Below are 26586 nucleotides of genomic sequence, written 5' to 3'. Positions count from 1 at the left end.
AGCCAAAAGTAACAAAGGAAGCAACTATGGGTCGTTGGATATTGATTGGTTTGCTGATCGTGCTCGCATTAGTAACATTAATTGCCTTAGTCGTGACGCAGATTGAAAACGCCCAGGACGCCAAAAATAGATCGCATCTGACCAGCACACCGACCGGTCGAGTGGCCATGGTCAGTACGGTTATTGTGGTGTTCTCCCGCTCTGGCAATACTGGCGTCCTTTCGGACCATATTGCGCAGCAAACCGCTGGTCATGTGTATGAGATCACGGCCGAGAGTTACCAACTTGGGATCCCGGGCTGGATTAACGCGCTGAAAGACGCAAGAAGCAATGTCGCCGACATTTCGCCATCTCATATTGATCTCGAGCCTTATGACACTGTCTATCTAGGTTCGCCGATCTGGCTCTATAGCCCGGCACCACCGATTTGGCAGTTTGTCAAAAACAACGATTTTACTGGCAAAAACGTCGTGCTATTTAATACCTTCAACAGCAAGTTTAAGCAGCAATACATTGATGATTTTGCTAAATTGGTTTTTGCTAAAGGCGCCAAATCATTCAAGCACAGGTACGTAAAACGAGGACGTATGGGCGATCAAATTTCACAGCAGCAGATGCTGAAAGAATTTGACGCGCAATCAACAGAGGTCAAGCAAGTAGGGCATGTCTATGTTAATCACTAGCGGTAACAGCATGATTCAGTCTCTAGCAGATAAAGCATTTGCTTACGGGAGAAGGGAAGGTGACCATGACACCAGCATCCCTGACCTGACGCTTCACATCAGAAACAACCCGACCGAGCCACTGCACTGTATCTATACCTTGAGTCTGTCGCTTATCTTGCAAGGCAGTAAACAAGTCGCTATCGACGACAGTTTGCGCGTCTGTAACGCAGGACAATCTATGCTGACTACATTTGATTTGCCTGTCATTTCCCATGTAACAGAAGCGACAAGGCATCATCCGTTTATCGGCTTAGTCTTGAAGTTGGACTATGGATTAATTGCCCAGACTTGCACTGAACTTAATCTGGAAAGACCATCCAAAGATCTTAGATATCAAGCCATTTCTACCCAAGATGTCGATACTGGATTGTGTGATGCAATGAGCCGTTTGCTGGGGTTACATCACACGCCTGAATATATCGAAAGCTTGGCACAACTGTATAAAAAGGAAATCGTTATTCGATTGCTCCATGGCCCACATGGAATGCACTTGCGACATTTGGCGTCGGTTGGCTCGCCGAGCAGGCAAATCGTACAGATAGTGGCTTGGATGAAGCAGAATTTCGCTCAAGCGATAGGCATCAATGAATTAGCTGACAAAGCCCATATGAGTGCATCAGCCTTTCGGCAACATTTTAAAGCGTTGACGGGTAGCAGCCCATTGCAATATCTCAAGCATCTGCGCCTGCAGGAAGCGAGGGACCAGATGCTGTTAAATGGTTTAGATGCCAGCCAGGCAAGCGGAGTCGTTGGCTATGAAAGCCCATCTCAATTTAGCCGTGAATACAGTCGGCTATTTGGGCTTCCTCCACAAAAGGATATCCAGCGATTACGTCAGGCGTAATGAATAATGTTGTGTTCCTAGAGTGGTACGCGACATTGCGACGGGTAACTTGTATCGGAAAAGGTCATCTGCAGGCTTGTGACAACCTCCATGGAAATGTTCACTTAAACTCAGAATCTGAGCCAATTAAATCCCAACCAAATCATCAAGCTTTCTTACATTGTCGTAGCAGCCTTGCTAGCGTAAATCCTCAACATCTAACACAGTTATCGTGTGAAGCGCTGTAGCAGAGTGGTGGATTATTGAATTAGTTATGCGGTGAACGAGATTCGCAGTCTGAATGAAAATGCCCAAAAATTTTCCGGGAACTATTTTAACTCACATACCGCATTTAACATAATATACATTGTGCGCACAATTATATGTCTAAGACTGTGGTGGAGAGTGAGCCAGATATCAATCTTACAAAGACTAGCCTATATGCCATTTCTACTTTCACTTTTAATTTTGCCTTATCGGCTTATAGCTTGAAAGCTATCTGTCTCGAATACGCCCAATAGAATGAACTCATTGAATAATACTAAGTCCTTTCTCTTTCTTTTATCAGTGCTAGCTCTTTTTATGGCAACAGAGATTCAACTCATTTGGCTGAATTCCGTTAAAGAATCGTCTTAGCTTTTCTAAAGTCCTTAATGGTATCTATCGCATTGAGATATTCTTTCTTTGGAGCATTCTAATCAGCATCCAGGGTTTTACTTGCCATGGATTGCTCAATCATTAGGCGTCGCTACGTGAAATCTGGCGGGAATCCCCTTGTTTAAGTAATTTCATGCACGTAGCGACGCGTGAAAATTGTGTTGGATTTTCCCTGCGTCAGCTATTTGTTTAATAACGCAAGAATTTTGCGAACTACTAAAGCTAGTGCAGACATAGCCTTCAATTAGCAAGTACTTGGAAAGCTAAAGTTAGTTTAGATGCTCATAGTGTTACGGGTGTTAGTTAGGAACCAACCAGGCTTGCCGGTTTGATCGTTTGGGTGCGTTACTCTGAATGCATTAATGGAATGCCTGACATTTAGATGTTTAAACGGAGTGCTTTTAAAAGAGTAATGCGAAACTCAGTGTATGACTAACTTAACTGCGTTTCAGAGTCTGGTTACCAATCCGCACTAATCAAATGTCTCAGATCTAGACTCGCAGAAGCAAAGGTTCAAAAGTAACCTAAGTAACTTAGACCTCTTGATATTGATAATCGTCATATAGAATGAGAGTTACTAGCTAGAGAAATAGCTAAAACAAGTTTTTAGTCAGATGCCGATAATGATACTTATCGGCATTAAGCGATTTGAAAAATGGCACGCCATTCTAATAGTTAAAAGTCTGGTTAAAATTTACGCGCCCGGTCATCATAATGTTTATAGATTGGCAGAAACCTTTAGTTAACCATTAACTAAAGCGTCATCTGAGTGACACGGAATCGCAAAACAGCATGTTTAAACTATTATCGTCAACTCAAATTAGAGCCCTGTCTATTAAGTCTTTTCTTGTTGAGATACTTAAGCGATGCGACCGCTTTAGGCTCCCTACCCGTGTCTGCCCGGACACGGGCTTTTTTGATCATTCGATGCCGGCTAATCTGTCCATAGGCTTATTAGCTGCACTCTGATGCCTTTCGGCCTGAGATGTGTGCAGATACTGAGATGTGGTATCGATGCTCTCATGCCCTGCGTCCGCCTGGACATGAGATAAAGGCCGACCATTGAGATTAATGTCATGGGTGATCCCGGTATGACGGATGCTATGCACTGTCAGTTTTCGCATTACCTCTGCATCTTCCAAAAGCCCGTCCGCTGTAGCCTTGTCTGCGGCGTGATTAATAAGCGACTGTACCGCCTCCCTCACCTGGCGAATACCCAGATTTGCGTCGACCAATCCCGCTTCACGTCCTCGTCCAGCGGCCCTATGGCGCACGAAAATCGGTGTTTGTTCCTGATAGCCGGGTAAAGGTGACAGCCCCAAATGTTCGCGGTACTGTTTGAGTGCCTCTATTAATGCATTGGACAATGGGATTTGCCGCTGCTTGCCCCCTTTGCTCTTGGGAATATGAAAACGCCAAATCCCTGTCTGCTTATCTTGCTTAAACTGTCCCATGATAGGGCTGTAACCGGTTCGCGCACTCACATCAGATACACGCAAATAACAGCCGTAAATCAACTTGATAAGAAACAGACTACGTTGATGAATTTCAGGTTCCACGATGGCAAGCTGTTCGACGCTTGAGATAACGTAGGACCATTGCAATTCGGTAAAGGCGAGTCCACTGCCCTCCTCTTCACTCATGGCGAACTTTCGTTTATGGGCAAACTTTGAATGGTTCATCCAGGACTGAGCAGGGTTGCGCTCACAGTAATCTTCCGCCATCAAGAAGCCATAGAATGAGGAGAGTATCGCCATCTTAGTCTTGAGGGCGTTATCGCTAAGGCGATATTCTTCCCCTCGTTTTCCCACAAAGGGTCGCCATAACGGATTGGGTACGCGCTGTTGACTCGCCTTGTCGAGTTTAAACTGTGCAACGTTAAATTGACCGATTAGCGCCTTTGGTGGCGACTGACAGTAGGCCACGAATTTATCCATGTCACGTCTGCTTATCTGTCCTGGCGACTGCTGCACCACATCGAAACACCAATGTAGAAAACAGGTGATTTCGCTACGAAAACTCTTATAACTGTTCTCATTTTCCCGCTGGGCGAACAGTAGATCGGATGCCAACTCATAAACCAAGCCTGCATCTTCGACGCTATTCATGGCTATCGCCGTAATGTGCTGATTGATGATGGGATTGCCAGCTTCGATATAATCGATCGATTCAAATAGAGGTAAGGCGTGCAAGAGTTGACTCCATTAAAAACGCTATGGGATGCCCTACGCACTATAGCAACAAAAAAACAAAAATATTCAATAAAATTGTAGCCTTAGTTCAGTATTTGATCGGTTAGATTAAATAGCGCTTGCTCGGTAAACACAAGTATATGTTTACCGCGCAAGTGTTAGCTGCGCTGTTATCGCCATGCTATACGCAACAAACAGGGCTAACTGCCTCATTTAATCTGCAATTTCAATTTCTCACCTTCTAAATTCTCCAGCTAAATGTCACGTGAGTTACTACACTAATAAATAAGGTCAATTTAGTTCACCTAAGAGGGGTACGGATGCTAATTGATATGGCGAAAAAGAGTCCACTGTTCTCAGGTAAGAAGAAAGCAGCCGAAACAGAAACAGGACCGGCCTGGCGCATACTGATCGTCGACGATGAGCCCGATGTACACACAGTAACAAAACTCGCACTGTCGCGGTTTAAGCTAGATAACCGCGGCATAGAGTTCATTAACGCCTATAGCGGTGAGGAAGCAAAGCGGGTATTACAAGATGAAAATGACGTGGCCATGGCGTTTATCGACGTGGTTATGGAGAGCGACCACGCCGGTCTTGAGCTGGTCAAATGGATCCGCGAAGAGCATAACAACCGCAGCATCAGATTAATCCTGCGTACCGGTCAGCCGGGACAAGCGCCCGAAGAAGATGTGATCGTCAATTACGACATCAACGATTACAAGGCAAAGGCTGAATTGGATTCACGTAAGCTGATCACCAGCGTCTACTCTGCGCTGAGAAGTTACCGCGATATCATGGAGATCGAAGCGGCGAAACAAACGCAAATCCGCTACCGCGAAGGGCTCGAGCGGGTCGTCAAGGCAACCTCTGGCCTGTTTGAACTCAGAACCTTGCATCATTTTGCCGACGGCCTGCTGACTCAGGTCGCCAACCTGCTAAACCTCAACAATGAAACCTTGCTGCTAACCTGCAATGCCATCGATGCGATGAGCAAGGATTTAAGTACTGACAAACTCCATATCCTGGCCGGTACCGGCCAATTTGCCAGCCACCATGAACAAGCTATCCCCGAGCCCATCGAGAAACTGCTTAAACGGGCGCTCCAAGAGCAGACATGTCTTTATGAAGACAATCTGTTTGTGGGTTACTTCCCGGCCAAGAGTGGCTGGATCAACCTGCTGTATATGGACAACATACATGCCATCGGCGATCTGGATAAGAAACTTATCGATATCTTTGCCATCAATGTTGGCGTTGCCTTCGAGAATCTACTGCTGAACAAAGAGCTAGAAGATACCCAGTCTGAATTGATCTTCCGCCTGGGAGATGTGGTCGAGAGCCGCTCGAAGGAAGCCGCCAACCATGTCAAGCGTATGGCCGAGTACTGTTATATCCTGGCGAAGTTGGCCGGGCTCGATGACCAACAGGCCGATCTCATTAAACACGCCTCGCCCATGCACGACATAGGTAAGATAGCGACGCCGGATGCCGTGCTGTTAAAGCCTGGTAAACTAAACGACGAAGAGTGGCAGATCATGCGTCAGCACCCCGCCATCGGCCACCAGATCTTGGGCAATTCAGAGCGCCCTATTCTCAACGCCGCCGCTATCATTGCCTTGCAGCACCATGAGAAGTACGATGGCAGCGGCTATCCTGATGGTTTAAAAGGCGAAGAGATTCATATCTTTGCGCGCATTGTTGCTATCGCAGATGTGTTCGATGCGCTCTCCCACGAGCGCTGCTATAAACCGGCCTGGCCGTTAGATGAAGTGATAGCCGAGATCGCAAAAGGTGCGGGTTCCCACTTCGATCCTGTCCTTACCTCGCTCTTTATCGATAACATAGAACGCTTCAATAAGGTGCGATTGGCCCTAACTGATAGCAATTAAAGATAGCGATTAGCCTTAAACAATCAGTAGTCGGCGTGAGCGGGTTATATTGATCTAGTGAGTTGGGCCTAGTTATTGGAGTCCGGCTATATGAGTCTGGCCATTTGAGTCCGGTGGTTTAGATGAAGCTAGCTGCCTAACAGGCGTTGTTCCATATAAGGCAGCTTGAGTCGATTAGCACAGCTTTTAGCCATTTTTAGCCGGATTATCGGCCAAAAAATCGTACATAATGGTCTTAGATTGACCGCCTATCTCGAAACTGGCGATAAGACGCCACACCATATAATTGCTGCTGCAAGAACCGTATATTAGCGTTCCTTGATAGGTGTTTTTGCCAGCTTCACTTAAAATAAGTGGGATAACCCCCATAAACATATCTCTCCCCTCCACTCGCACCTTGAGATGTTCCAGTCGTTCGCTACTGGTCAAGGTTACCGTTAAGGGCTTCTCGCTAGGGGTGTTTTCTGGGGAGATCTCCAACGAAATAAGCGTTTCACCGAGTTTTTTATCGCAGCTGTTTTGATGAAAATCGCACAAGCTCGGGTCGATTTCTAAGGCAGATTCGCTAGCGACTTTTACATCTTGTTCAGGTGCTTTTGGCGCCTTTTCGCAGCCCGTTAACAGGGTCATTAAAAATAGGCTTGCAGTCAGCGTAATTAGTGAGATTTGTCGATTCAGTAGCACAATTATTAACCTTTTGAATCATAGTGTTTACATTCTATCCAGGTAGTTTGATCTGGATCAATATCCCAGGCCGCATAATTCCTATCTTTTTTGATATTGCTCAAGTATCATTGCGTTACTCGGCATTAATTTGCGTTAATGTTGCGTGACACATTGACACAATCTTGTTTGTTTCGTAGGGAAACAAGCCTTTGATGTCATTTTACCGGGTAAAGTGCCGCTTTACTCAAACAATAAGTATAAGTAATAAGCAGTGGAAGCAATATGATGAACCATTCCCAGCCTCAAGGCGCTGATTACAATTACACTGTTGTCCGCCAATTTGCCCTCACCACAGTTTTGTGGGGCATTATCGGTATGACAGTAGGTGTATTGATCGCGGCCCAGTTAATCTGGCCACAACTTAACTTCGAAACTCCATGGCTAACGTACAGTCGTCTAAGACCTCTGCACACAAACGCCGTGATTTTCGCGTTTGGTACTTCAGCGTTATTTGCAACATCCTATTATATCGTCCAGCGTACCTGCCAAACCCGCCTATTTGCACCTAAGTTAGCTGCATTTACCTTCTGGGGATGGCAAGCCATTATTCTTTCAGCCGTTATTACTCTGCCGCTTGGTCTAACCAGCAGTAAAGAATACGCTGAACTTGAATGGCCTATCGACATCGCTATTACCATAGTATGGGTAGCCTATGCCGTTGTGTTCTTTGGCACAATTGTTAAGCGAACCACGTCACACATCTATGTGGCAAACTGGTTCTTCGGCGCCTTCATCATCACGGTTGCAGTACTGCATATCGTGAACTCTATGGCAGTACCAGTCAGCCTGTTCAAGTCATACTCATTATACTCTGGCGCTGTCGATGCCATGGTGCAATGGTGGTATGGCCATAACGCCGTTGGCTTCCTACTGACCGCAGGTTTCCTGGGTATGATGTACTACTTCGTACCTAAGCAAGCGGGTCGTCCTGTTTATTCTTATCGCCTGTCTATCGTTCACTTCTGGGCCTTGATTGCACTGTACATCTGGGCGGGTCCACACCACCTGCACTACACAGCGCTACCAGACTGGACACAGTCATTGGGTATGGTGATGTCTCTGATCCTGTTCGCACCTTCTTGGGGCGGTATGATCAACGGTATCATGACCCTGTCTGGTGCTTGGCATAAGCTAAGAACAGACCCTATTCTGCGTTTCTTGATCGTTTCTCTGTCATTCTATGGTATGTCGACCTTCGAAGGTCCTATGATGGCCATTAAGACAGTTAACGCATTGTCTCACTACACCGACTGGACCGTAGGTCACGTTCACTCAGGCGCGCTAGGCTGGGTGGCTATGGTATCTATCGGTTCGCTATACCACCTGATCCCTGCAATCTACGGTCACGGTCGTATGTACAGCACACAACTGATTAACGTTCACTTCTGGTTAGCGACTATCGGTACTGTACTTTACATCGTTTCAATGTGGATCTCGGGTGTTATGCAAGGTCTGATGTGGCGTGCAGTTAACTCTGACGGCACCCTAACCTACAGCTTCGTTGAAGGTTTGGAAGCATCATACCCATTCTACTTTGTTCGCTTCTTAGGTGGCCTGTTCTTCGTCACTGGTATGCTGCTAATGGCATATAACGTGGTTAAGACAGTAAAAGCGCCAAAAGAATCTTTGCCAGCGCTGGCTGAAGCATAAGGAGTAGATTTGATGAAATTTAATCATGAGATAGTCGAGAAAAACATCGGTCTGCTGGGTATCTTTACCGTAATTGCTATCAGTATTGGTGGCCTGGTACAGATCACTCCCCTGCTTTTCCAAAAAGACACTACTGAGCCAGTAACTGGACTACGTCCATACTCGGCACTTGAGCTCGAAGGTCGTGACATCTACATTCGTGAAGGTTGTGTAGGTTGTCACAGCCAGATGATTCGTCCGCTACGTGCTGAAACTGAGCGTTATGGTCACTACTCTGTTGCCGGTGAATCAGTTTGGGATCACCCATTCCTATGGGGTTCTAAGCGTACTGGTCCAGACCTGGCCCGTGTTGGCGGTCGTTACAGCGACAAGTGGCATGAAGTTCACCTACTTGATCCTCGCGCAGTAGTACCACAATCAAACATGCCTGCCTTCCCTTGGTTGGCCGAGAACGTCCTAGATGGCGAGCTAACGGCTAAGAAGATGGAAGTGTTCCGTGGTTTCGGCGTGCCTTACTCTCAAGATGATATCGACAACGCTAAGAAAGCGGTTGAAGGTAAGACTGAGATGCAGGCATTAATTGCATACCTGCAGTCGCTAGGTCACGCACTGAAATAAATTGGAGGCATAAATATGGATTACGGCACAGTACAAGGGATTATTACCATTGTTGTCATGGTGACGTTTGTCGGTATTTTTGCATGGGCTTATAGCGGTCGCCGTAAAGCGCAGTTTGACGAGGCCGCTAACCTTGTTTTCTCAGATGATGAGAAGCACAAGGACTCAGGAGAACATAAGTGATGATGAGTAGCTTCTGGAGTATTTGGATTACCGTACTCACAATTGTGGTAATCGCAGGATGTTTCATCCTACTGTTTGTTGTCTCTAAAAACACCACAGGTGTTGAAGAAGGCAAATCAATGGGTCACAGCTTTGATGGCATTGAAGAGATCAATAACCCGCTGCCTAAGTGGTGGAGTTATATGTTCTACATCACCATCATCTTCGGTGTGGTCTATCTGGCAGCCTACCCAGGTCTTGGTAACTATAAAGGTTTCCTAGGCTGGTCAAGCTCGAACCAAAGCATTGGTACCGACAAAGGTATCAAGGAAGATTCTGCCGCTGCCGTTGAACTGGCTGCAAATGAAAAGCGCTGGGTTCAGTATGACCAAGAGGTTGAGAAAGCCAATGCTAAGTACAGCCCGATCTTCGCGGCTTATCTGGCAACACCGCTCGAAGAGCTAGTGAAGAACGAAGAAGCCCTGAAAGTGGGTGGTCGTCTGTTCCTACAAAACTGTGCTCAGTGCCACGGTAGTGACGCGCGCGGTAGCAAGGGCTTCCCTAACCTGACTGACGGTGACTGGTTATATGGCGGCGATCTTGCCACTATCAAGACCACTATCATGAACGGTCGTCACGGCATGATGCCACCAAAAGGCGGTCTACCAATCGAGGACAGCGAGCTGAAAGGCCTGGCTGAATACGTCGTTAAACTGTCTGGTCGCGACCACGATGAAGCCCTAGCCGCTCAAGGTCAGGCATCATTCATGAAAGGTTGTTTCGCCTGTCATGGTATGGACGGTACTGGTAACAAGTTCATGGGGGCACCTAACCTCACCGACAACACCTGGTTATACGGCGGTAGTCGCGGTGTGATCCAAGAGAGCATTAAGAACGGTCGTTCTGGTGTAATGCCTGCTTGGAAAGATGTCTTGGGCGAAGAGAAAGTTCACGTCATCACAGCCTATGTTTATAGCTTGTCAAACAAGTAATTACATATAAGTAACACCAAGGCCTCGAAACAGATCGAGGCCTTTTTTTTAAGTGCTATCACTGCCTTTTAACGGTAAGATATGGCCAACAAAAATAACAGGTAGTATCCATGAATAAACCACAAGCTTGGTATAAACAGTTTTGGCCTTGGTTTCTGATTATTTTGCCGCTGTGTGCCGTATTTGCCAGTGTGTATTTGATGTTCCTCGCAGTCGAAAATAAAGACTCCTTGGTATCGGAAGACTATTACAAAGACGGCAAGGCCATTAATATGGACCTGCGTAAGATTAAACACGCCAAGCAACTTGGCTTGCAATTTGAGTTGCATCTAACCCAAGATGAACTCACCCTCACCCAACATGGCGGTGAGCCCTATACAGCTGCGCTCAACGTATCCTTCTATCATCCAACGCTACAAGAGAAAGACTTTGCCGAGGTAGCCACCGCCGACGGTAATCAGGTTTACCATATCGCGCTCAACTCGCCGCTTCAGGGCAGCTGGGAAGTCAGATTAGAAGGGTTTGATGGCACATGGCGCATCCAGAAACGTCTCGAGCTAAAAGATAATCAACAATACTGGTTAAATTAATCTTGTATGGATGCGTTAAACTGCTTTCATTGCGGCGAGCCGGTAACCACCGGCCGCCAGTTCGAGACCCTCATCGACAATGTCCCTCAGCCCATGTGTTGCCCCGGCTGCCAGGCGGTATCTGCCGCCATCATAGAAGCGGGATTGACTAACTATTATAAGTATCGCACCGAGCCAGGCAGCAAGCAGACGGCGCTGGTGCCCGAAGCCCTCAATGCCTTTTCCGCCTTCGATCTTAAAGAGGTGCAGCAAGACTTTGTGCATCAAGACCTGCATAAAGACAAGCAGAGTGCCAGTACCTCTCTTACCATAGATGGCATTACCTGCGCGGCCTGTGCCTGGTTGATCGAACATAAGCTGCAGCATCTCGATGGCATCAATAAGATTGCGGTCAACACCACCACAGAGCGGGCCCAGGTCAGCTGGGATCCCGAAAAGCTCAAGCTGTCAGAGATCTTGGCGCAGATCAGCCGTATCGGCTATCAGGCGGCCCCTTATCAGGTGGATGACGAAGAGATCCAGAGCAAGAAGAACAGTCGTAAGTTCCTGCTCAGACTCGGCCTGGCAGGCTTTGCCACCATGCAGGTGATGATGTTTGCTCTGGCGCTCTACTCTGATTACTTTACCGATCTCGACGTGGAGTTCAGGGACTATTTTCGCTGGGTCAGCATGATCTTCGCCGCGCCCGTGGTCTTCTATTCGGCGCAGCCCTTCTATTTTAGCGCCGTGCGCGCCATGTTATCCGGCCGGCTCAACATGGACGTGTCTGTGTCCATCGCCATCTGCGGCGCCTATATCGCCAGCTGTATCGCTACGGTATCTGGCCAGGGCGAAGTCTATTTCGAATCCGTCAGCATGTTTACCTTCTTCCTGCTGCTGGGACGCTATTTCGAACAAAATGCGCGGAAGAAGGCCTCCATTAGCTCCAATAACCTGCACAAATTGATCCCGCTCACCGCCAACTTACTCGATGTTGACGGCAACCAGACCGAAGTCCCAGCCAAGCGCCTCAAGGTTGGCGATCTCATCATGGTCAAGCCCGGTGAGGTGATCGCCGCCGATGGCGATATCGTCGAGGGGATGAGCTGCGTCAACGAGGCCATGCTTACCGGCGAGCAGATGCCGGTGACCAAGAATATCACCAGCCAGGTGTATGCGGGCACCATCAATGTAGATCATCCGATAAAGGTGCAAGTCACCGCGACCGGGCAAGACCAATTGGTTGCCGAAATCATTCGCCTACAAGAGGCGGCATCTAACAACAAGCCTAAGGTGGCGCTCTACGTCGATACTATCTCCAACTATTTCACTTGGACCATCTTAGTGGTTGCCGCCCTCACCTATCTGGTGTGGAAACACTATTGGCCAGAAGATGCCTTTTGGGTCACGCTTTCCGTCTTAGTCGCTACTTGCCCCTGCGCGCTGGCGTTGGCGACCCCGACTGCGGTGACCTGTGCAACCGGCCTCTTTACCAGGCTTGGTGTGGTTGCTCGCCGCACGGGTGTGTTTGAGAAACTACCCAAAGTCGATCAGGTGGTGTTTGATAAGACCGGAACTCTCACCTGCGGTAGCCTCACTCTGCGCGAGACTAAGAAATTTACTCAGCGTTTTAACCAGGACGCCTCTCGCGATGTGCTGGCCATCGCCGCCGCCATGGAATCACATTCGATTCATCCCATCGCTAAAGCGTTTGCGCCATACTACCAGACTGGCTATCGCTTGGATGACAGTCAGTACGTCGCCGGCGCGGGCGTGCAGGCTAAGGTCAATGACACTCGCTATTTTCTCGGCAGCGCGGATTTTATCCGCCAAAACACAGGTCTTACCGCTATCGACGGCCAGCACAGCGTCTATCTTGCCGATAACGATGCGCTACTCGCCGGCTTTACCCTGAGCGATACGGTGCGAGAAGATGCTAAGGCAACCCTGGCAACCCTCAAGGAGATGGGCTTTGCTACCTGTATCGCCAGTGGTGATACCAGTGAACATGTAGAGCAAGTTGCCAGAGAAGTGGGTATAGAAAACTTGCACAAAGGCCTTAAGCCTCAAGATAAACTTAAACTTATCAATCAGCTAAAAGATGAGGGCAAGCAGGTCGTCATGTTCGGTGATGGTGTAAACGATGCGCCGGTACTTGCCGGAGCCAATCTGTCGGTAGCCATGGGCAGCGGCGCGGACATCGCCAAAAACAGCGCCGATCTTATCCTGCTCGGCGATCAACTATCACGCTTTCCTCAGGCGGTTCGCATCGCCAAGATGACCGAGCAGATCATCAGACAAAACCTGATCTGGGCGCTTGGCTATAACCTGCTTATCATTCCTTTAGCGGTAACTGGACACGTGTTACCCTACATTGCCGCCATAGGTATGTCGGCCAGCTCATTAATTGTTGTCGCCAATAGCCTCAGACTACTAAAGGTTCGTTTATGAGTATTATCTATGTCTTGATCCCTATCGCCATGCTGTTCGTGCTGGTTGCCGTAGGCATCTTCTTCTGGGCGGTTAAATCTGAACAGTTTGACGATCTCGACAGGCAGAGCGTGTCAATTCTGTTCGATGACGACATCAAACAGAAGCCAAGCGAATCAAGCGATGAGTCGACACCACGTTGATCGACTTTAGCATTACCGGCGCCTTCCTCGTCGGCCTGATGGGCGCCGGCCATTGCATCGGCATGTGTGGTGGCCTGGTGGGCGCCTTCTCCCAGCAGCTCCCTAAAAAAGCCAGCGATAATATTCTGCTGGCTCAGCTTAAGTTTATTCTCAGCTATAACCTGGGGAGGATCTTAAGCTATACCACGGCCGGCGCTCTGGTGGGCGGCTCGGCCAGCCTGCTCAGCACCCTCTTCAGTATCGATGCTTACCTGATTGGCATGCGTGTATTTGCTGGTGTGATGATGATAGTCACCGGCCTGTATATCGCGCAGATCTGGTCAGGTGTGGTGCAGATTGAACGTGTAGGGAAATTATTGTGGCGCTTCATCGGTCCTATTGCGAATAAGTTGTTACCGATAGCAGATTTAAAACAAGCCTTTGCGGCAGGTCTACTATGGGGATGGCTGCCCTGTGGTTTGGTCTATAGCACCTTAACCTGGGCGGTCGCGGCAAACTCGGCGCAGCAAGGGGCGATGATCATGGCCGCCTTCGGTCTAGGCACCCTGCCGGCGCTGGTCAGCGTAGGCATCGCTGCACGCTATTTTGCCCAGCTAGTACAGGCACGAAAAGTAAGGTTTATCAGCGGCTTAATCTTAGTAAGCTTTGGCATACACACTTTGTATATTGCATTTGCGCAGCTAGGCTAGCTGTGACTATTAAATTAGTTTAACATAAGCCTAATTGTGAAATTCGAGAGAGATTATGACAGATAATATTAAAAGTCGTCGTTCGGCTGTACCCGGATGCGCCATTCATTGTCATGACTGCAGCATGGGTACTTTGTGTATCCCTTTCACGTTGAATAACAACGAGCTAGATCAGCTTGATGACATTATTGAACGTAAGAAACCGATACAAAAAGGCGAGCAAATTTTTAAGTCTGGCGACTCGTTAAAATCTCTCTATGCGATTCGCTCAGGAACCATCAAGAGCTACACCATTACCGAACAGGGTGATGAGCAGATCACAGGCTTTCATCTGGCCGGTGATGTGATAGGTTTCGATGGCATTCACTCTCAGATCCACCAGAGTTTTGCCCAGGCACTAGAGACCTCTATGGTATGTGAAATTCCTTTCGATACCTTAGACGAACTCTCCGGCACCATGCCTAAGCTCAGACAGCAGATCATGCGTCTGATGAGCAACGAGATCCAAAGCGACCAAGAGATGATCTTGCTACTCAGCAAGAAGAACGCCGAGGAGCGTCTAGCGGCATTTATCAGTAATTTGGCCAGCCGTTTCGGCAGCCGTGGTTTCTCGCCCAAAGAGTTCCGTCTCACCATGACACGCGGTGATATTGGTAACTATCTTGGTCTGACTGTTGAAACCATCAGCCGTCTCCTGGGACGCTTCCAAAAAGCAGAATTGATCGAGGTAAAAGGAAAGTACATTACCATCGTCGATTTTGACTCGCTCAACAAGTTAGCCGGTAACAACAAGATAGGCCGCTAATTAGCCGATTTTCTGGGCAAATTTGATCTAAAACAAGGCAATTTGCCCTATATCGCTCATTATTTAAGTACCACCTCAGATAAAGGAAGAATCTATGAAGGACTATCATAAGATCCTTGTTGTAGTGGATCCAACAAGCGACAAGCAATCTGCCCTCGCCAGAGCCGTCGAACTAGCCTCTAAAAACCAAGCGTCAATCACCGTTTTTCTCTCTATTTTCGATTTTTCCTACGAGATGACCTCTATCCTGTCCGGTCATGAACGTGAGGCCATGCGCCAAGGCGTGATTGCCCAGCGCAGAGCCTGGCTGGACGATATCTTGGCCGGTTACAAAGATAGCGGCGTTGCCATCGACAGCGAAGTGATCTGGCACAATCGTCCTTTCGAGAGCATCATCTTACACGCCATCGAAGGCGGTTATGATCTGATCGTTAAAGGCACACACGAACACGACAAACTCAAGTCGGTGATCTTTACCCCTACCGATTGGCACCTGATGCGTAAAGCGCCGGTGCCTGTGCTCTTGGTGAAAGAACATGACTGGCCTGTGGCCGGTAAGATCCTGTGCGCCATCAACGTGGCCTCCGAAGATGACGATCATCAAACCCTTAACGGTAAGATCATCGAACATGCCCTGGATCTGGCCAAGAAGTTCGATGCTCAGGTACATCTGGTGAATGGTTACCCTGGTACCCCAGTTAACCTGGCCATCGAGTTGCCTGACTTCGATGCGCACACCTATAGCGAAACCATTCGCATGCAGCACGAGCAGCGGGTCTGTTACCTGGCCAGCAACTATGGTATCTCCAGCGACTTCTGCCACATCAAGGAAGGTCTGCCGGAGGATGTGATACCTGAGCTCGCCGAGCAACTGGATGCCGAGCTGGTGATCTTAGGTACCGTGGGTCGCACCGGTTTCTCAGCGGCGCTTATTGGTAACACCGCCGAGCATGTGATCGACAGCATCAACTGCGACCTGCTGGCGATTAAGCCCGACGGTTATAAGTCACCGTTAGAAGAGGAATGATCGCCTTAGGCCATCTTCTTTAGCCCCATTTTTTAAGCTATACTACGCGCCCAGAATTTTACGATACTAGGCGCGTTTTTTATTATGTCTGAAGAAACCCTCTCAAAGAAACAGATAACTCGGCTAAACAAGCTACAAAAGCGCCTAAGGCGCGAAGTCGGTAGTGCCATCGCCGATTACAACATGATTGAAGAGGGCGACACCGTCATGTGCTGTCTTTCTGGCGGCAAAGACAGTTATGCCATGCTGGACATCCTGGTTAATCTGCAGCAGAGAGCGCCGGTTAACTTTAACCTGGTGGCCGTCAACCTGGATCAGAAGCAGCCAGGTTTCCCAGAAGATATTCTGCCAGCCTACTTAGATAGCCTAAAGGTGCCTTACCATATCCTCGAGAAGGACACCTACTCTATCGTTAAAGATAAGATCCCCGAAGGCAAGACCACCTGCTCGCTCTGCAGTCGTCTGCGTCGTGGAACCTTATACGGCTTTGCTCAGAAGATCGGTGCCACTAAGATTGCCCTGGGCCATCACAGAGACGACATCATAGAAACCATGTTCCTCAACATGTTCTACGCCGGTAAGCTCAAGGCGATGCCACCTAAGCTGCTATCAGATGACGGCGCTAACGTAGTGATCCGCCCCCTCGCCTACAGTCGCGAAAAAGATATCGCCGAATATGCCGAGTTAAAGGCGTTTCCTATCATCCCTTGTAACCTATGTGGCTCACAGGAAAACCTTAAGCGTGCGGCGGTCAAAGAGATGCTCAAGAGCTGGGATAAGCAGTTCCCCGGCCGCATCGAAACCATCTTCACCGCAATGCAAAATACCAGCCCGTCACAGGGCGTCGACCGTGACCAGTTTGATTTCGTCTCTTTGAAGCAAGATCCCGATGCGCCGATGAAAGGTGATGTTGCCGAGTCGGACCTGCCGGCATTCGATTTCCTCGACTTGGCCAACAGCGGTCATATCGATCTCGATGCAGCTAAACGCAGCAGTGACCTGCTTAAAATCGACGTGGTGAGCACCTATACGCCTTAGGCGCGTATCTCAGATATAAAAAAGCCCTCAAATGAGGGCTTTTTTATTATTCAGTCAATGAGGCGCTGACTCTAGGAGCTTTTCACCCAAGGGCTGATCACCTTAGGCGTTTCACTAAAGCTAATCTTAGTTAGCGCGCTTATTTCATCACTTGCTAAGCGATAGATTCCATCAACCTGCTGCGCTTTACCATCGATCGTCACCTGCGCCTTATCCGCAAACTCAAAGCTGACCCCAGCAATATCCTCGGCGAAATATTTCATCGGAAAGCCCTGCATCTGCTTGAGCAGCTCATCCATCTGGGTTGCCAGCTCGCTAAGTGCTGCCTGGCTATATTCGCTCGATGGTGATTTGGCGCGGATCTGCATGGCGACACCACAGCGGGTGGCATCATTTTTCATCTGCAGATTGATCAGGGCACGCTCAGACTTTAGCGTCTCATCGAACGGAATATACAGACGTTGGTCATTGGAGATCGTCAGCGGATAATCGCGTTTCTCTGTGGTGATTGAGCCACTCTCGATAACACAGCCGTTCGCCTTAGGGACGGAAAAGGCGATATCGATAAGCGAATAGTTGCCTTTGTTCATCTGCTTCATTCTTTGATAGAAGCCCTGATAGTCGAGAGAAATGGGCGTTGCCTGAACAACACTCGTTGCCAGAAGCAGGCAACTACACAGCAGGCCTTTGTTCATGATTTTCCACCAAAAATTGATTGTTATGACGTAGCATATCAAGCAGCTCTTCAACATAAGCTTCCTGACGCTCTGAGTAATTCATTAGGCCGTACACCAACTTCTCGGCACTAACCGGCTGATTCTGCGCTCTTAGATCGGCGCGAATGGCACGCAGCAGCGAATAAGCCGCATTTGAGTTGAGGTTACGCATATAGGAGCCCACCGAATCTTCGACGCTCTTAAAGACGGCCACTTCATGGCTTAGCCCTTCGCTTCGCGATTGCGGCACCAGACCGCAGCCCTTCTTAAAGCACCATTGGCCAAAGAAGTTCATCCCTTCTCTGGCAAAACGGCTACTGCCCCAACCTGTCTCGTTAGCCGCCTGAATGAGTACTAAGTCTTCGGGAATGGTATCGACCCGCGTTAATAGCTCATCCAGGGACTCCAGGGTAGCTGTGCGCATCGAATACTGGTATTTGCTCGCGAGCTGCAAGATACGATAGTCCTCGGCCTCGGACAGGGGCTGCTGGTTTGCTAGGTGGGCGCGAGATTGTTCCAGAAACTTGCGCTCATCGCTAATCACCGCATTGTGATGCCTGATAGCCGGGCGAAGGAAATCGAAGAAGGCCTGCTTTTTCATGCCGACATCGCCGATCGACTGAAAATCTGGGATGGCACTAAACTGACTGCGATTTTTCAAAATCGTCCCGGGCGCTTGGTCTGGCTCGGTTTTACGCTCAATCAAGAATAGCTTTACCGCCAATACCGCCAGCGCAACGATCCCTAGGGATAGTATCAACTTGTTGATGTGACCTGTTCTCAAATGCTTCGCTCTTATTATGAGTTCATGGGCGGCATTATATGTCATCTACGCGATGAACAAAACCGCTATACCTAGAGGGGGAAATAGTTATAATGACCGACAGGTAAAAGGGGATTCAGGAAGGAAATACCCGAAATGCGCGATTGTGCCATCAATCAATATCAACATGTCGTCGCCATTGGCGGAGGCCACGGACTGGGCCGAGTCCTATCCTCTCTCTCATTTCTCGGCCCTAAACTGACGGGCATAGTGGCGACCACAGATAATGGTGGTTCTACAGGACGACTACGCCAGCAGCAAGACTGCATCGCCTGGGGCGATCTGCGTAACTGCCTGTCCCAGCTCGCCAGCCGCCCTTCCGTCGGCTCACTGCTGTTTGAATATCGATTCGGCGGTAAGAGTGAACTTGCTAATCACAATCTGGGTAACCTGGTGCTGATGGCGCTGGACGACCTCTGTGTACGGCCGTTAGATGCGGTCAATCTGATCCGCAAACTGCTCAACATAGAGACCAAGGTGATCCCCATGTCGGAGCAGCCTACCCATCTGGTTGCCATTCAGTCTTGTGGCAATCGTATCTTCGGCGAAGTCGAGGTGGACCAGAAGTGTGAAGACCCTATCGCCCTATCGCTGGAACCTATGGTGGATGCCACCCTTGAGGCCTGTGAGGCGGTTCGTCAAGCCGATCTCATCATCTTAGGCCCAGGAAGCTTTTTGACCAGCATAATGCCGCCACTCCTACTGCCTAAGCTAGCTGAGGCGCTGCATGCCTCTAAGGCGAAAGTGATTCTAATCGACAATCTCACTCAGGAGCCCTCGGCCGCGGCAAACTTCAGCCTGGAGAAACGCCTTGGCTGGTTTAAACAGGTGATGGGCAATAAGGCTGTCGATCATGTACTTTGTCACGGTGACAGATATCTCACCACAGGCATAGTCACCCGCTACCCGCTACGTAGTCGTCATCATCAGGCGCTCCACGACAGAGCCGCGCTGGCAGACGCCCTGTCTCTCATCGTTGAGCCGCAAGCGCTCGACGCATTGGCATAAAAAACGCCACGTTATTGCTAGCGTGGCGTCTTTGTTAATCGTGTTTTACCTATTATGAAGGTTACAGCACCTGTGCGATAGCGCGGCAGATGGTATCCATGTTCGCGCGGGTCATGCCGGCAACGCTGATGCGGCCCGAACCTACGATATAGACGCCAAACTCCTCTTTAAGGCGCGCCACCTGCTCCTTATTAAGACCAGAGAAGCTAAACATGCCGTTTTGCGCCGAGATAAAGCTGAAATCCTGCTCAACGCCCTGCTCAGACAATGTCTTAACGAACAGTACGCGCATCTCTGCGATACGCTCGCGCATCTGTGTTAGCTCTTCTTCCCATAACTTGCGCAGCTCGGCGTCGCCGAGAATGGTCGCCACGATCAATGCACCATGTGCCGGCGGATTAGAATAGCTGCTGCGAATGGTGCTCTTGATCTGGCTAAAGGCACGCTTGGCCGTCTCTTCGTTTTCGGCGACTAAGGTCACGGCGCCAATACGCTCATTGTAGAGACCAAAGTTTTTGGAAAATGAGTTAGCCACCAAGAGTTCAGGCACCTTGCTCGCGACCAGGCGCAAACCCTGAGCGTCTTCTTCAACGCCGGCACCGAAACCTTGATAGGCAAAGTCAAACAAAGGGATCAGGCCTTTGTCGACACAAAGCTGGGCAATCACTTCCCACTGACTGATGTTAAGATCGATACCCGTTGGGTTATGGCAGCAGCCATGCAGCAGGAGTAGATCGCCGCTGTTGGCTTGCTCCAGGCTGGTAAGCATGGCATCGAAGTCGATATCGTGACTGGCGGCATCATAATAACCATATTGCTTAACGGTTAAACCAGCAGACTGGAAAATGTTGTTGTGGTTTGCCCAGGTTGGATTGCTCACCCAAACGGTGCGAGAATCGGTATTACGTACTACGAACTCGGCCGCCATTCTAAGCGAACCTGTGCCGCCCGGCGCCTGCGCCGTTACCGCGCGCTTCTCACTCATCACGCCGTGCTCTGCGCCGAATAACAAGCCTTGTACGGCTTGGTTATAGGCTGTTACGCCATCGATACCCAGGTAACTCTTGCTGGTTTCGGTTTCCAGCAATTTTTGCTCGGCTAACTTAACTGACTTGAGGATCGGCGTCTGGCCAGATTCATCTTTATAGATGCCAACACCTAAATTAACCTTATCTGCGCGAGGATCGGCCTTAAAAGCATCGGTAAGACCTAGAATGGGATCTGCGGGGGCCAGTACAACCTGGTTAAATATCATGGTGGTGTTCCTAAACGTCAATATAAGAAGGGGTTCGGGGCTAGTTATACCACTGTCTCATCGCCCTTCAAAGCGGATATTTTTCTATATCAATATTTTTCTTATACCGCCCTAGCTTTCCTGATTTTTAAAGGGTCAAAGCGTAATTCTTTTAGGGATTATCGAACGATATGAGCAAAATTTAGCAGATCCCTTAAGATGAGATCCTGCTCACATTAGCTTTATTTAAAGGAGTAGACTTACGCACTTACACTTGCTGATGATAAGAACCGTGTTGCAGTGCTGACATTAAATGGAACGCTAACTCTAACGTTAGATAAGAAAGAGATTGCCCAAACACAACGAAGCCCCACTTGTTAGCGAGGCTCTTTTCAATCATTTTCTTTTGATTATGATGGTACCCGAGGACGGACTTGAACCGTCACGCTGTTACCAGCGAGGGATTTTAAATCCCTTGTGTCTACCGATTCCACCACTCGGGCCTAGTGTGTTTTATCGTGATTTACGTTAAAACGAAAAGTGGAGGCGCGACCCGGAGTCGAACCGAGATCGACGGATTTGCAATCCGCAGCATAGCCATTCTGCCATCGCGCCTTTATCTGAAGCGGTTTACGGTGTTACCGTAATTTTGGAGCGACATATCGGGTTCGAACCGATGACCTATACCTTGGCAAGGTATCGCTCTACCAACTGAGCTAATGTCGCATCTGAAACGCTTGCCAGCCAAGTGCCCTATCGAGCTTTCCCCTGACTGCGGAAAGGAATTCTACCGATTTACCTAAAAGTGTCAACGTCTATTTAGGGCTTAAACAGGGTTTGTTGCATCAACTGCTGCATTAATCACCTTTGTGACTCTTTGTTAAGCATATTCAACTTCTTATGGATAAAAAAACGCCCCGGTACTTACCGAGGCGTTTAGATTTATCTAGCGTTTACGCTTAAGCAGCAGGTAGAGACTGGTAGTTTAGACCCAGCATCTTCTGCATTACGCCAACAACCTGGCAGCTATAACCGAACTCGTTATCGTACCAAACATAAAGAATGGCGCGGTTACCCTCGGCGATGGTCGCCTGTGAATCGACAACGCCCGCGTAGCGAGAACCAACCAGATCAGAAGAGACGATCTCTGTAGACTCGGTGAAGTCAACCTGGTTCTGTAGCTCAGAACAAAGGGCAACATTACGTAGGTACTCGTTCATATCTTCTTTGCTGGTTTCGCCATTTAGGTTCAGACTGATGATCGCCATAGACACGTTTGGTGTAGGTACGCGAATCGCATTACCGGTTAGCTTACCCGCAAGCACAGGCAGCGCCTTAGCAACAGCCTTGGCCGCACCAGTTTCGGTGATAACCATGTTTAGCGGCGCACTGCGACCACGGCGATCCGCTTTGTGGTAGTTATCGATCAGGTTTTGATCGTTGGTATATGAGTGAATCGTTTCAACGTGACCGTTAACGATGCCATACTTGTCGTTGACCGCCTTCAGTACTGGCGTGATGGCGTTAGTCGTACAACTTGCCGCCGAAACGATAGTGTCTTCATCCAGGATATCGTTTTCGTTAACGCCGTAAACGATATTCTTAATCGCGCCCTTGGCCGGTGCAGTCAGCAGCACCTTAGAGGCGCCGTTACATCTTAGGTGGAGTCCCAGACCGTCTTCATCTTTCCAGATACCAGTGTTATCGACCACCAGCGCATTGTTGATGCCATAACGAGTGTAATCCACTTCATCTGGAGAGTTGGCGTAGATCACCTGAATATAGGTGCCGTTGGCGATGATAGCGTTGTTCTCTTCATCTACCTCGACAGAGCCGTTGAATGGACCGTGTACCGAGTCGCGACGCAGCAGGCTGGCACGCTTCTCTAGATCGCCCTTACGACCGCCGCGCAGAACGATAGCGCGAAGACGCAGCTTGTTGCTCACACCCGTTCTTTCGATCAGCAGACGCGCAAGCAGACGACCGATACGGCCGAAACCGTATAGCACTACATCGCGTGCTTCTTGGTTGTCTTCATGATCGATTGCCGAAGCCAGCTCTTGTGACATGTAGGCTTCGATCTGGCTCGCATCTTTATGTTCGCGCCAGTAGTTAACCGCTAATTTACCGATATCAACTTTACATTGCTTCACCGCTAGTTTGCTAAGTGCCTCAACAAACGGGAAACTTTCGCGTAATCTGAGTTTGTCACCCACATGACGACGCACTAAACGGTGTGACTTAATGATCTCGATAGTGGAAGCATTAAGAAGTGGCTTACCGTATAGAACGACTTCTACACCTTGGTTACGATATAACTTACCAAGTAGAGGCTGCATTGCCTCCGCCATTTCGAAACGTTCTTGCCAGCTTTGTAGGTGTTTATCAGCGGTCATTTACAGATCCTTTATCTCACTTTTACTACATTTATTGTAGAAATGATTGAGTAACAAAAAGAAAAGACCAATACTCTATTATTATCGGACGTCAATCCTGTTATTGGTCGGCGCCATTGTAATGAAAAGTGAGCCTGCGATCTAGTAAGATATTTTCTCTAACCGTGTAATTTTATTAGATAAAATCCTAAGGAGACACGCTTTTGAGAATAAATTTTGTAATCATTACACCAATTATGTCTCTTTTGGCGCTTTTCAGCCTGTTTGGCTGTGATAATGCTGCTAATACCGCCACGATTTGTAAAAATAATCCTGAGCTTTGCGACGATTTACATCGTGATAGCTGGTGTCGATATGAGCGAGCCGACCTGATCCAGAAGCGTTACACCCTTAAAAACACCCCCTCGCCCACCGGCAAGCAGATCTATCAGCATCTAATCAATCTTGAAAATTACAGCAAATGCATCGAACTGGCCGCCGGCGTGCAGCACATCATGCACCCCGAACGCACCAACGACCGAGTGCGAGCCTTCGGCATCAGCGCCCAAAACCTGGCACAGCTGAGAGATACGACCAAAGACAACCCGGATCTCTATCTCTCCTACTATCACTGGATCCGCCTCAATGACCAGGCGGCCCTGTCTCGCGTATTAAAGGCACAACAGGCAGGTAGCATAAAAGATCTCCAGATCCTGGCCAGTCTCGCCTCTTATTACCAGAAGTCCGATCTCGACAAGGCCAAGGCGCTCTATCTACAGCTGTTAGACAGTGCCGATCCGGACAGCTTTAATCCGGACTGGCTATTAGGCCTTGCCAGCATCTATCACCAGCAAAACGATCTGGAAAAAACCTATCTCTTCTCAAAAGCCAACGTATTGATGACGCGCAACACGGCATCCGATGCCAAAATGAACGCCTTAATCAATGGCAACCAGCAACTGGCGCAATTTTTAGATGAACAAGCCGAAACCTTAGTGGAACATCTGAAAAACGGTGACTACGCTTCTAGTGAGATCCGCGCTCAGTTAAATACCTCGTCTTAATTGAGCCATTCTCCTTGCTGGCAAAATGTCTGCCACTAGTATTTTTTTTACAGAATTCGAGCCGGTTTTTGTAAAAAATCTGATCTTTGTAAAGAAAACAGCAAATTTGTTAAGCTAACTAGCCAATAAAACCCGATATCGCTTGACGATAGCTGTCAATTTGGTAATTTTACTACCAGATATTTTTATACATTTACCTGAGGGATATGAGATGACTATCCGCGTAGCAATTAACGGCTATGGCCGTATCGGTAGAAACGTACTTCGCGCACTTTATGAAAGCGAAAAGCAGTACCCCATCCAAATCGTTGCCATCAACGACCTGGGTGATGCTTCAATCAACGCTCACCTGACTAAGTACGACTCTGTACACGGTCGCTTCAACGCCAAAGTTGAGCACGACGACGAAGCTATCTACGTCAACGAAGACAAGATCCAAACTTTCTCTGAGCGTGACCCAGCTAAACTGCCTTGGGCCGAGCTTGAAGTTGACGTGGTCTTCGAATGTACCGGTATCTTCACTTCTAAAGAAGCGGTTCAGCCACACCTAAACGCTGGCGCGAAGAAAGTGATCATCTCTGCACCGGGTAAGAACGTTGACGCGACTGTTGTTTACGGCGTAAACAACGATGTGATCACCTCTGACATGACAGTGATCTCTAACGCTTCTTGTACCACTAACTGTCTGGCGCCTTTCGCTAAACCGCTGAACGACGAGATTGGTATCGAATCGGGTCTGATGACCACTATCCACGCGTACACTAACGATCAACGTCTATCTGACGTTTATCACACAGACCTACGCCGTGCACGTGCCGCCGCTATGTCTATGATCCCAACTAAGACTGGTGCTGCTGCAGCCGTTGGTCTTGTGGTACCTGAGCTGGCTGGTAAGTTCGACGGTATGGCGGTACGTGTACCTACAGTAAACGTATCTCTGGTAGATCTCTCTTTCGTTGCCGCGCGCGACACCACTGTTGAAGAGATCAACGCCATCATCGAGAAAGCCGCAAGCGTTGCACCTATGAGTGAAGTGCTGTCGGTAAACAAAGAGCCTCTGGTTTCTATCGACTTCAACCACAACCCATTCTCTTCTAACTTCGACGCGACACAGACCCGTGTAAATGGTCGCCTGGTTAAAGTGATGGCATGGTACGACAACGAATGGGGCTTCAGTAACCGTATGCTAGACAACGCAGTTGCGCTGATGACTGCTAAGTAAGCAAAGTTATATTTGAGTTACATTCATAAAAAAGGAGCCTAAATGGCTCCTTTTTTGTGTCAGTCTTTCAACTTTTTTTTCTGTTTCGTCGTATGGCTTAGTGTGATTTTAATCGCGCTATACAGTACGCGTCATGGCATCATCCAGGCTCGCTATCCCCTGCGAAAGATACCCGAGTAGAATGTCTGTCTCTGCACTGCTAAGATCAGCCGACAGCACATAGCGATAGAGTTCGAGTAATCGACTCTTATAGGAAAGGAGCTGCTTAACACCGATAGCGCCGGGTAAGAAGTAATGCTCCGCCAGGCAATCTGTGACCCTCTGGCAATCGCTCTGAATAAGGCGCTTGATAAAATAGGCCCGGCTATTGGCAGCGTGCAATGCGCTGGCCTGCGCCGCTGGAATATGTTTGAGTTGTGCTTGGAGTCTTGGGGTGGCATTTGCTTGCATAGTGAACCTCTTAAGCCTAACGCTTATTTCGTTTCACTATTATATTGGCTATAAACTGAACAGCGGCTTACCCGAAATGGATTAATCAGCTTTTAAATCAGTTCTGATGCCAAAACTTTAACTAGATCTGCCTAACCTAGCCAGCAACCGTTCACTATCGTCTCGAATTGTACTATGCACATAGCATCAAGCTAGAAACGTTTGATACGCACCACTTTCATCACTTCGAAATCGAAGCCCGCAACGGTTTCTGTCTCAGGGTAATAGGTCATATTTACCTTGTGTCCCTGTAGGCTGCGGTACTTCTTGGTGCGGCGAAACTTAAAGGGGGCATCGCAGCCTTCTATGGTTACCGTATGTTGCACCCATTCATCAATCTCTCTCTGGGTATGGGATAAAATTTTCACGCCCTCTGAATGCACCAGTTTCTGATGTTTATCGAGCATCTTATCTACAACATGTTTCATAGCGGGTAACCTTTATCGATGAGTTCTAA

The 26586-nt window shown here is 48.5% G+C and carries 25 protein-coding genes and 3 tRNA genes; 17 read left to right on the top strand and 11 right to left on the bottom strand.

Annotation, left to right across the window (positions count from 1 at the left end; translation table 11 throughout):
* Positions 1-26: 26 nt before the first annotated feature.
* A complete protein-coding gene (locus K0H81_RS09830) occupies positions 27-683 on the top strand; it encodes a flavodoxin family protein (RefSeq protein WP_220060738.1) in 657 nt (218 codons plus the stop codon).
* Positions 670-1569, top strand: a complete 900-nt coding sequence (locus tag K0H81_RS09825; protein WP_220060737.1) for an AraC family transcriptional regulator — start codon at positions 670-672, stop codon at positions 1567-1569. Before K0H81_RS09830 ends, K0H81_RS09825 begins: the two co-directional genes overlap by 14 nt.
* A 1556-nt stretch (positions 1570-3125) precedes the next feature.
* Here the strand turns inward: K0H81_RS09825 and K0H81_RS09820 are convergent.
* Positions 3126-4397 (bottom strand): tyrosine-type recombinase/integrase, encoded by a 1272-nt coding sequence (locus tag K0H81_RS09820; protein ID WP_220060736.1) that lies wholly within the window; start codon positions 4395-4397, stop codon positions 3126-3128.
* Positions 4398-4717: 320 nt separating this feature from the next.
* On the opposite strand from K0H81_RS09820, the gene K0H81_RS09815 reads away from it, so the two are divergent.
* On the top strand, positions 4718-6289 hold the full coding sequence (locus K0H81_RS09815; RefSeq protein WP_220060735.1) for a DUF3369 domain-containing protein: 1572 nt from the start codon (positions 4718-4720) through the stop codon (positions 6287-6289).
* Positions 6290-6475: 186 nt separating this feature from the next.
* On the opposite strand, the gene K0H81_RS09810 is transcribed toward K0H81_RS09815, so the two are convergent.
* Entirely contained in the window at positions 6476-6919 is a 444-nt protein-coding gene (locus K0H81_RS09810; protein WP_220060734.1) for a hypothetical protein, read from the bottom strand.
* 318 nt (positions 6920-7237) lie between these two features.
* Between K0H81_RS09810 and ccoN the strand changes: the two genes are divergently transcribed.
* The 11 genes from ccoN (at position 7238) to ttcA (ending at position 17198) form a co-directional block, all read left to right on the top strand.
* Positions 7238-8665 (top strand): cytochrome-c oxidase, cbb3-type subunit I, encoded by a 1428-nt coding sequence (gene ccoN, locus K0H81_RS09805; RefSeq protein ID WP_144199313.1) that lies wholly within the window; start codon positions 7238-7240, stop codon positions 8663-8665.
* Positions 8666-8677: 12 nt separating this feature from the next.
* A complete protein-coding gene (ccoO, locus tag K0H81_RS09800) occupies positions 8678-9283 on the top strand; it encodes a cytochrome-c oxidase, cbb3-type subunit II (RefSeq protein ID WP_144199315.1) in 606 nt (201 codons plus the stop codon).
* 15 nt (positions 9284-9298) lie between these two features.
* The gene (locus K0H81_RS09795; protein ID WP_011865785.1) at positions 9299-9466 is read left to right on the top strand and encodes a CcoQ/FixQ family Cbb3-type cytochrome c oxidase assembly chaperone; all 168 of its coding nucleotides are present in this window, start codon (positions 9299-9301) and stop codon (positions 9464-9466) included.
* Between the two features lie 2 nt (positions 9467-9468).
* Positions 9469-10437 carry a cytochrome-c oxidase, cbb3-type subunit III gene (gene ccoP / locus K0H81_RS09790; RefSeq protein ID WP_144199421.1) on the top strand — a complete coding sequence of 323 codons (969 nt, stop codon included), beginning with the start codon at positions 9469-9471 and terminating at the stop codon, positions 10435-10437.
* Between the two features lie 110 nt (positions 10438-10547).
* Positions 10548-11027: a FixH family protein gene (locus K0H81_RS09785; RefSeq protein ID WP_144199317.1), complete on the top strand. Its 480-nt coding sequence runs from the start codon at positions 10548-10550 to the stop codon at positions 11025-11027.
* Between the two features lie 6 nt (positions 11028-11033).
* Complete coding sequence (locus tag K0H81_RS09780; RefSeq protein WP_220060733.1) at positions 11034-13457, top strand: heavy metal translocating P-type ATPase; 2424 nt, start codon at positions 11034-11036, stop codon at positions 13455-13457.
* Positions 13454-13639: a cbb3-type cytochrome oxidase assembly protein CcoS gene (gene ccoS / locus K0H81_RS09775; protein WP_220042481.1), complete on the top strand. Its 186-nt coding sequence runs from the start codon at positions 13454-13456 to the stop codon at positions 13637-13639. Before K0H81_RS09780 ends, ccoS begins: the two co-directional genes overlap by 4 nt.
* Positions 13636-14328 (top strand): sulfite exporter TauE/SafE family protein, encoded by a 693-nt coding sequence (locus K0H81_RS09770; RefSeq protein WP_220060732.1) that lies wholly within the window; start codon positions 13636-13638, stop codon positions 14326-14328. The genes ccoS and K0H81_RS09770 overlap by 4 nt, the downstream gene beginning before the upstream one ends.
* A gap of 55 nt (positions 14329-14383) precedes the next feature.
* Entirely contained in the window at positions 14384-15133 is a 750-nt protein-coding gene (etrA, locus tag K0H81_RS09765; protein ID WP_011865791.1) for an electron transport transcriptional regulator EtrA, read from the top strand.
* Positions 15134-15227: 94 nt separating this feature from the next.
* Positions 15228-16160, top strand: coding sequence for a universal stress protein UspE (gene uspE / locus K0H81_RS09760; RefSeq protein ID WP_144199325.1), 933 nt, complete (start codon positions 15228-15230; stop codon positions 16158-16160).
* A gap of 84 nt (positions 16161-16244) precedes the next feature.
* Complete coding sequence (ttcA, locus tag K0H81_RS09755) at positions 16245-17198, top strand: tRNA 2-thiocytidine(32) synthetase TtcA (protein WP_220060731.1); 954 nt, start codon at positions 16245-16247, stop codon at positions 17196-17198.
* A 71-nt stretch (positions 17199-17269) separates the two neighbouring features.
* On the opposite strand, the gene K0H81_RS09750 is transcribed toward ttcA, so the two are convergent.
* Together K0H81_RS09750 and K0H81_RS09745 are read right to left on the bottom strand one after the other, a co-directional pair.
* Positions 17270-17893 (bottom strand): DUF2987 domain-containing protein, encoded by a 624-nt coding sequence (locus tag K0H81_RS09750; protein WP_220060730.1) that lies wholly within the window; start codon positions 17891-17893, stop codon positions 17270-17272.
* Positions 17871-18698 (bottom strand): glucosaminidase domain-containing protein, encoded by an 828-nt coding sequence (locus tag K0H81_RS09745; protein ID WP_220060729.1) that lies wholly within the window; start codon positions 18696-18698, stop codon positions 17871-17873. Before K0H81_RS09745 ends, K0H81_RS09750 begins: the two co-directional genes overlap by 23 nt.
* Before the next feature lie 135 nt (positions 18699-18833).
* Here K0H81_RS09745 and yvcK point away from each other — a divergent pair, with 135 nt between their 5' ends.
* Positions 18834-19745, top strand: coding sequence for a uridine diphosphate-N-acetylglucosamine-binding protein YvcK (yvcK, locus tag K0H81_RS09740; protein WP_220060728.1), 912 nt, complete (start codon positions 18834-18836; stop codon positions 19743-19745).
* A 61-nt stretch (positions 19746-19806) separates the two neighbouring features.
* Here the strand turns inward: yvcK and K0H81_RS09735 are convergent, their stop codons facing one another.
* The 5 genes from K0H81_RS09735 to K0H81_RS09715 form a co-directional block, all read right to left on the bottom strand.
* Positions 19807-21000 carry an amino acid aminotransferase gene (locus K0H81_RS09735; RefSeq protein WP_220060727.1) on the bottom strand — a complete coding sequence of 398 codons (1194 nt, stop codon included), beginning with the start codon at positions 20998-21000 and terminating at the stop codon, positions 19807-19809.
* Positions 21001-21395: 395 nt separating this feature from the next.
* A tRNA-Leu gene (locus tag K0H81_RS09730) sits at positions 21396-21482 on the bottom strand.
* A 38-nt stretch (positions 21483-21520) separates the two neighbouring features.
* Positions 21521-21594: transfer RNA gene (locus K0H81_RS09725), tRNA-Cys, on the bottom strand.
* A gap of 35 nt (positions 21595-21629) precedes the next feature.
* Positions 21630-21705 (bottom strand) — tRNA-Gly (locus tag K0H81_RS09720).
* 233 nt (positions 21706-21938) lie between these two features.
* Positions 21939-23375, bottom strand: coding sequence for a glyceraldehyde-3-phosphate dehydrogenase (locus tag K0H81_RS09715; RefSeq protein WP_011865798.1), 1437 nt, complete (start codon positions 23373-23375; stop codon positions 21939-21941).
* Between the two features lie 236 nt (positions 23376-23611).
* Between K0H81_RS09715 and K0H81_RS09710 the strand changes: the two genes are divergently transcribed.
* Positions 23612-24418, top strand: coding sequence for a DUF2989 domain-containing protein (locus K0H81_RS09710; protein ID WP_220060726.1), 807 nt, complete (start codon positions 23612-23614; stop codon positions 24416-24418).
* A 211-nt stretch (positions 24419-24629) separates the two neighbouring features.
* Complete coding sequence (gap, locus tag K0H81_RS09705; protein WP_144199353.1) at positions 24630-25640, top strand: type I glyceraldehyde-3-phosphate dehydrogenase; 1011 nt, start codon at positions 24630-24632, stop codon at positions 25638-25640.
* Between the two features lie 117 nt (positions 25641-25757).
* Here gap and K0H81_RS09700 read toward each other — a convergent pair whose 3' ends face one another.
* Complete coding sequence (locus K0H81_RS09700) at positions 25758-26090, bottom strand: hypothetical protein (RefSeq protein WP_144199355.1); 333 nt, start codon at positions 26088-26090, stop codon at positions 25758-25760.
* A 191-nt stretch (positions 26091-26281) separates the two neighbouring features.
* A complete protein-coding gene (locus tag K0H81_RS09695; RefSeq protein WP_011865802.1) occupies positions 26282-26557 on the bottom strand; it encodes a hypothetical protein in 276 nt (91 codons plus the stop codon).
* Positions 26558-26586 lie beyond the last annotated feature (29 nt).

The organism is Shewanella halotolerans (genome assembly GCF_019457535.1).
Lineage (GTDB): Bacteria > Pseudomonadota > Gammaproteobacteria > Enterobacterales > Shewanellaceae > Shewanella > Shewanella halotolerans.
The sequence above is the reverse complement of the archived record's forward strand: the minus strand, read 5'-3'. Positions and strand labels throughout refer to the sequence as shown.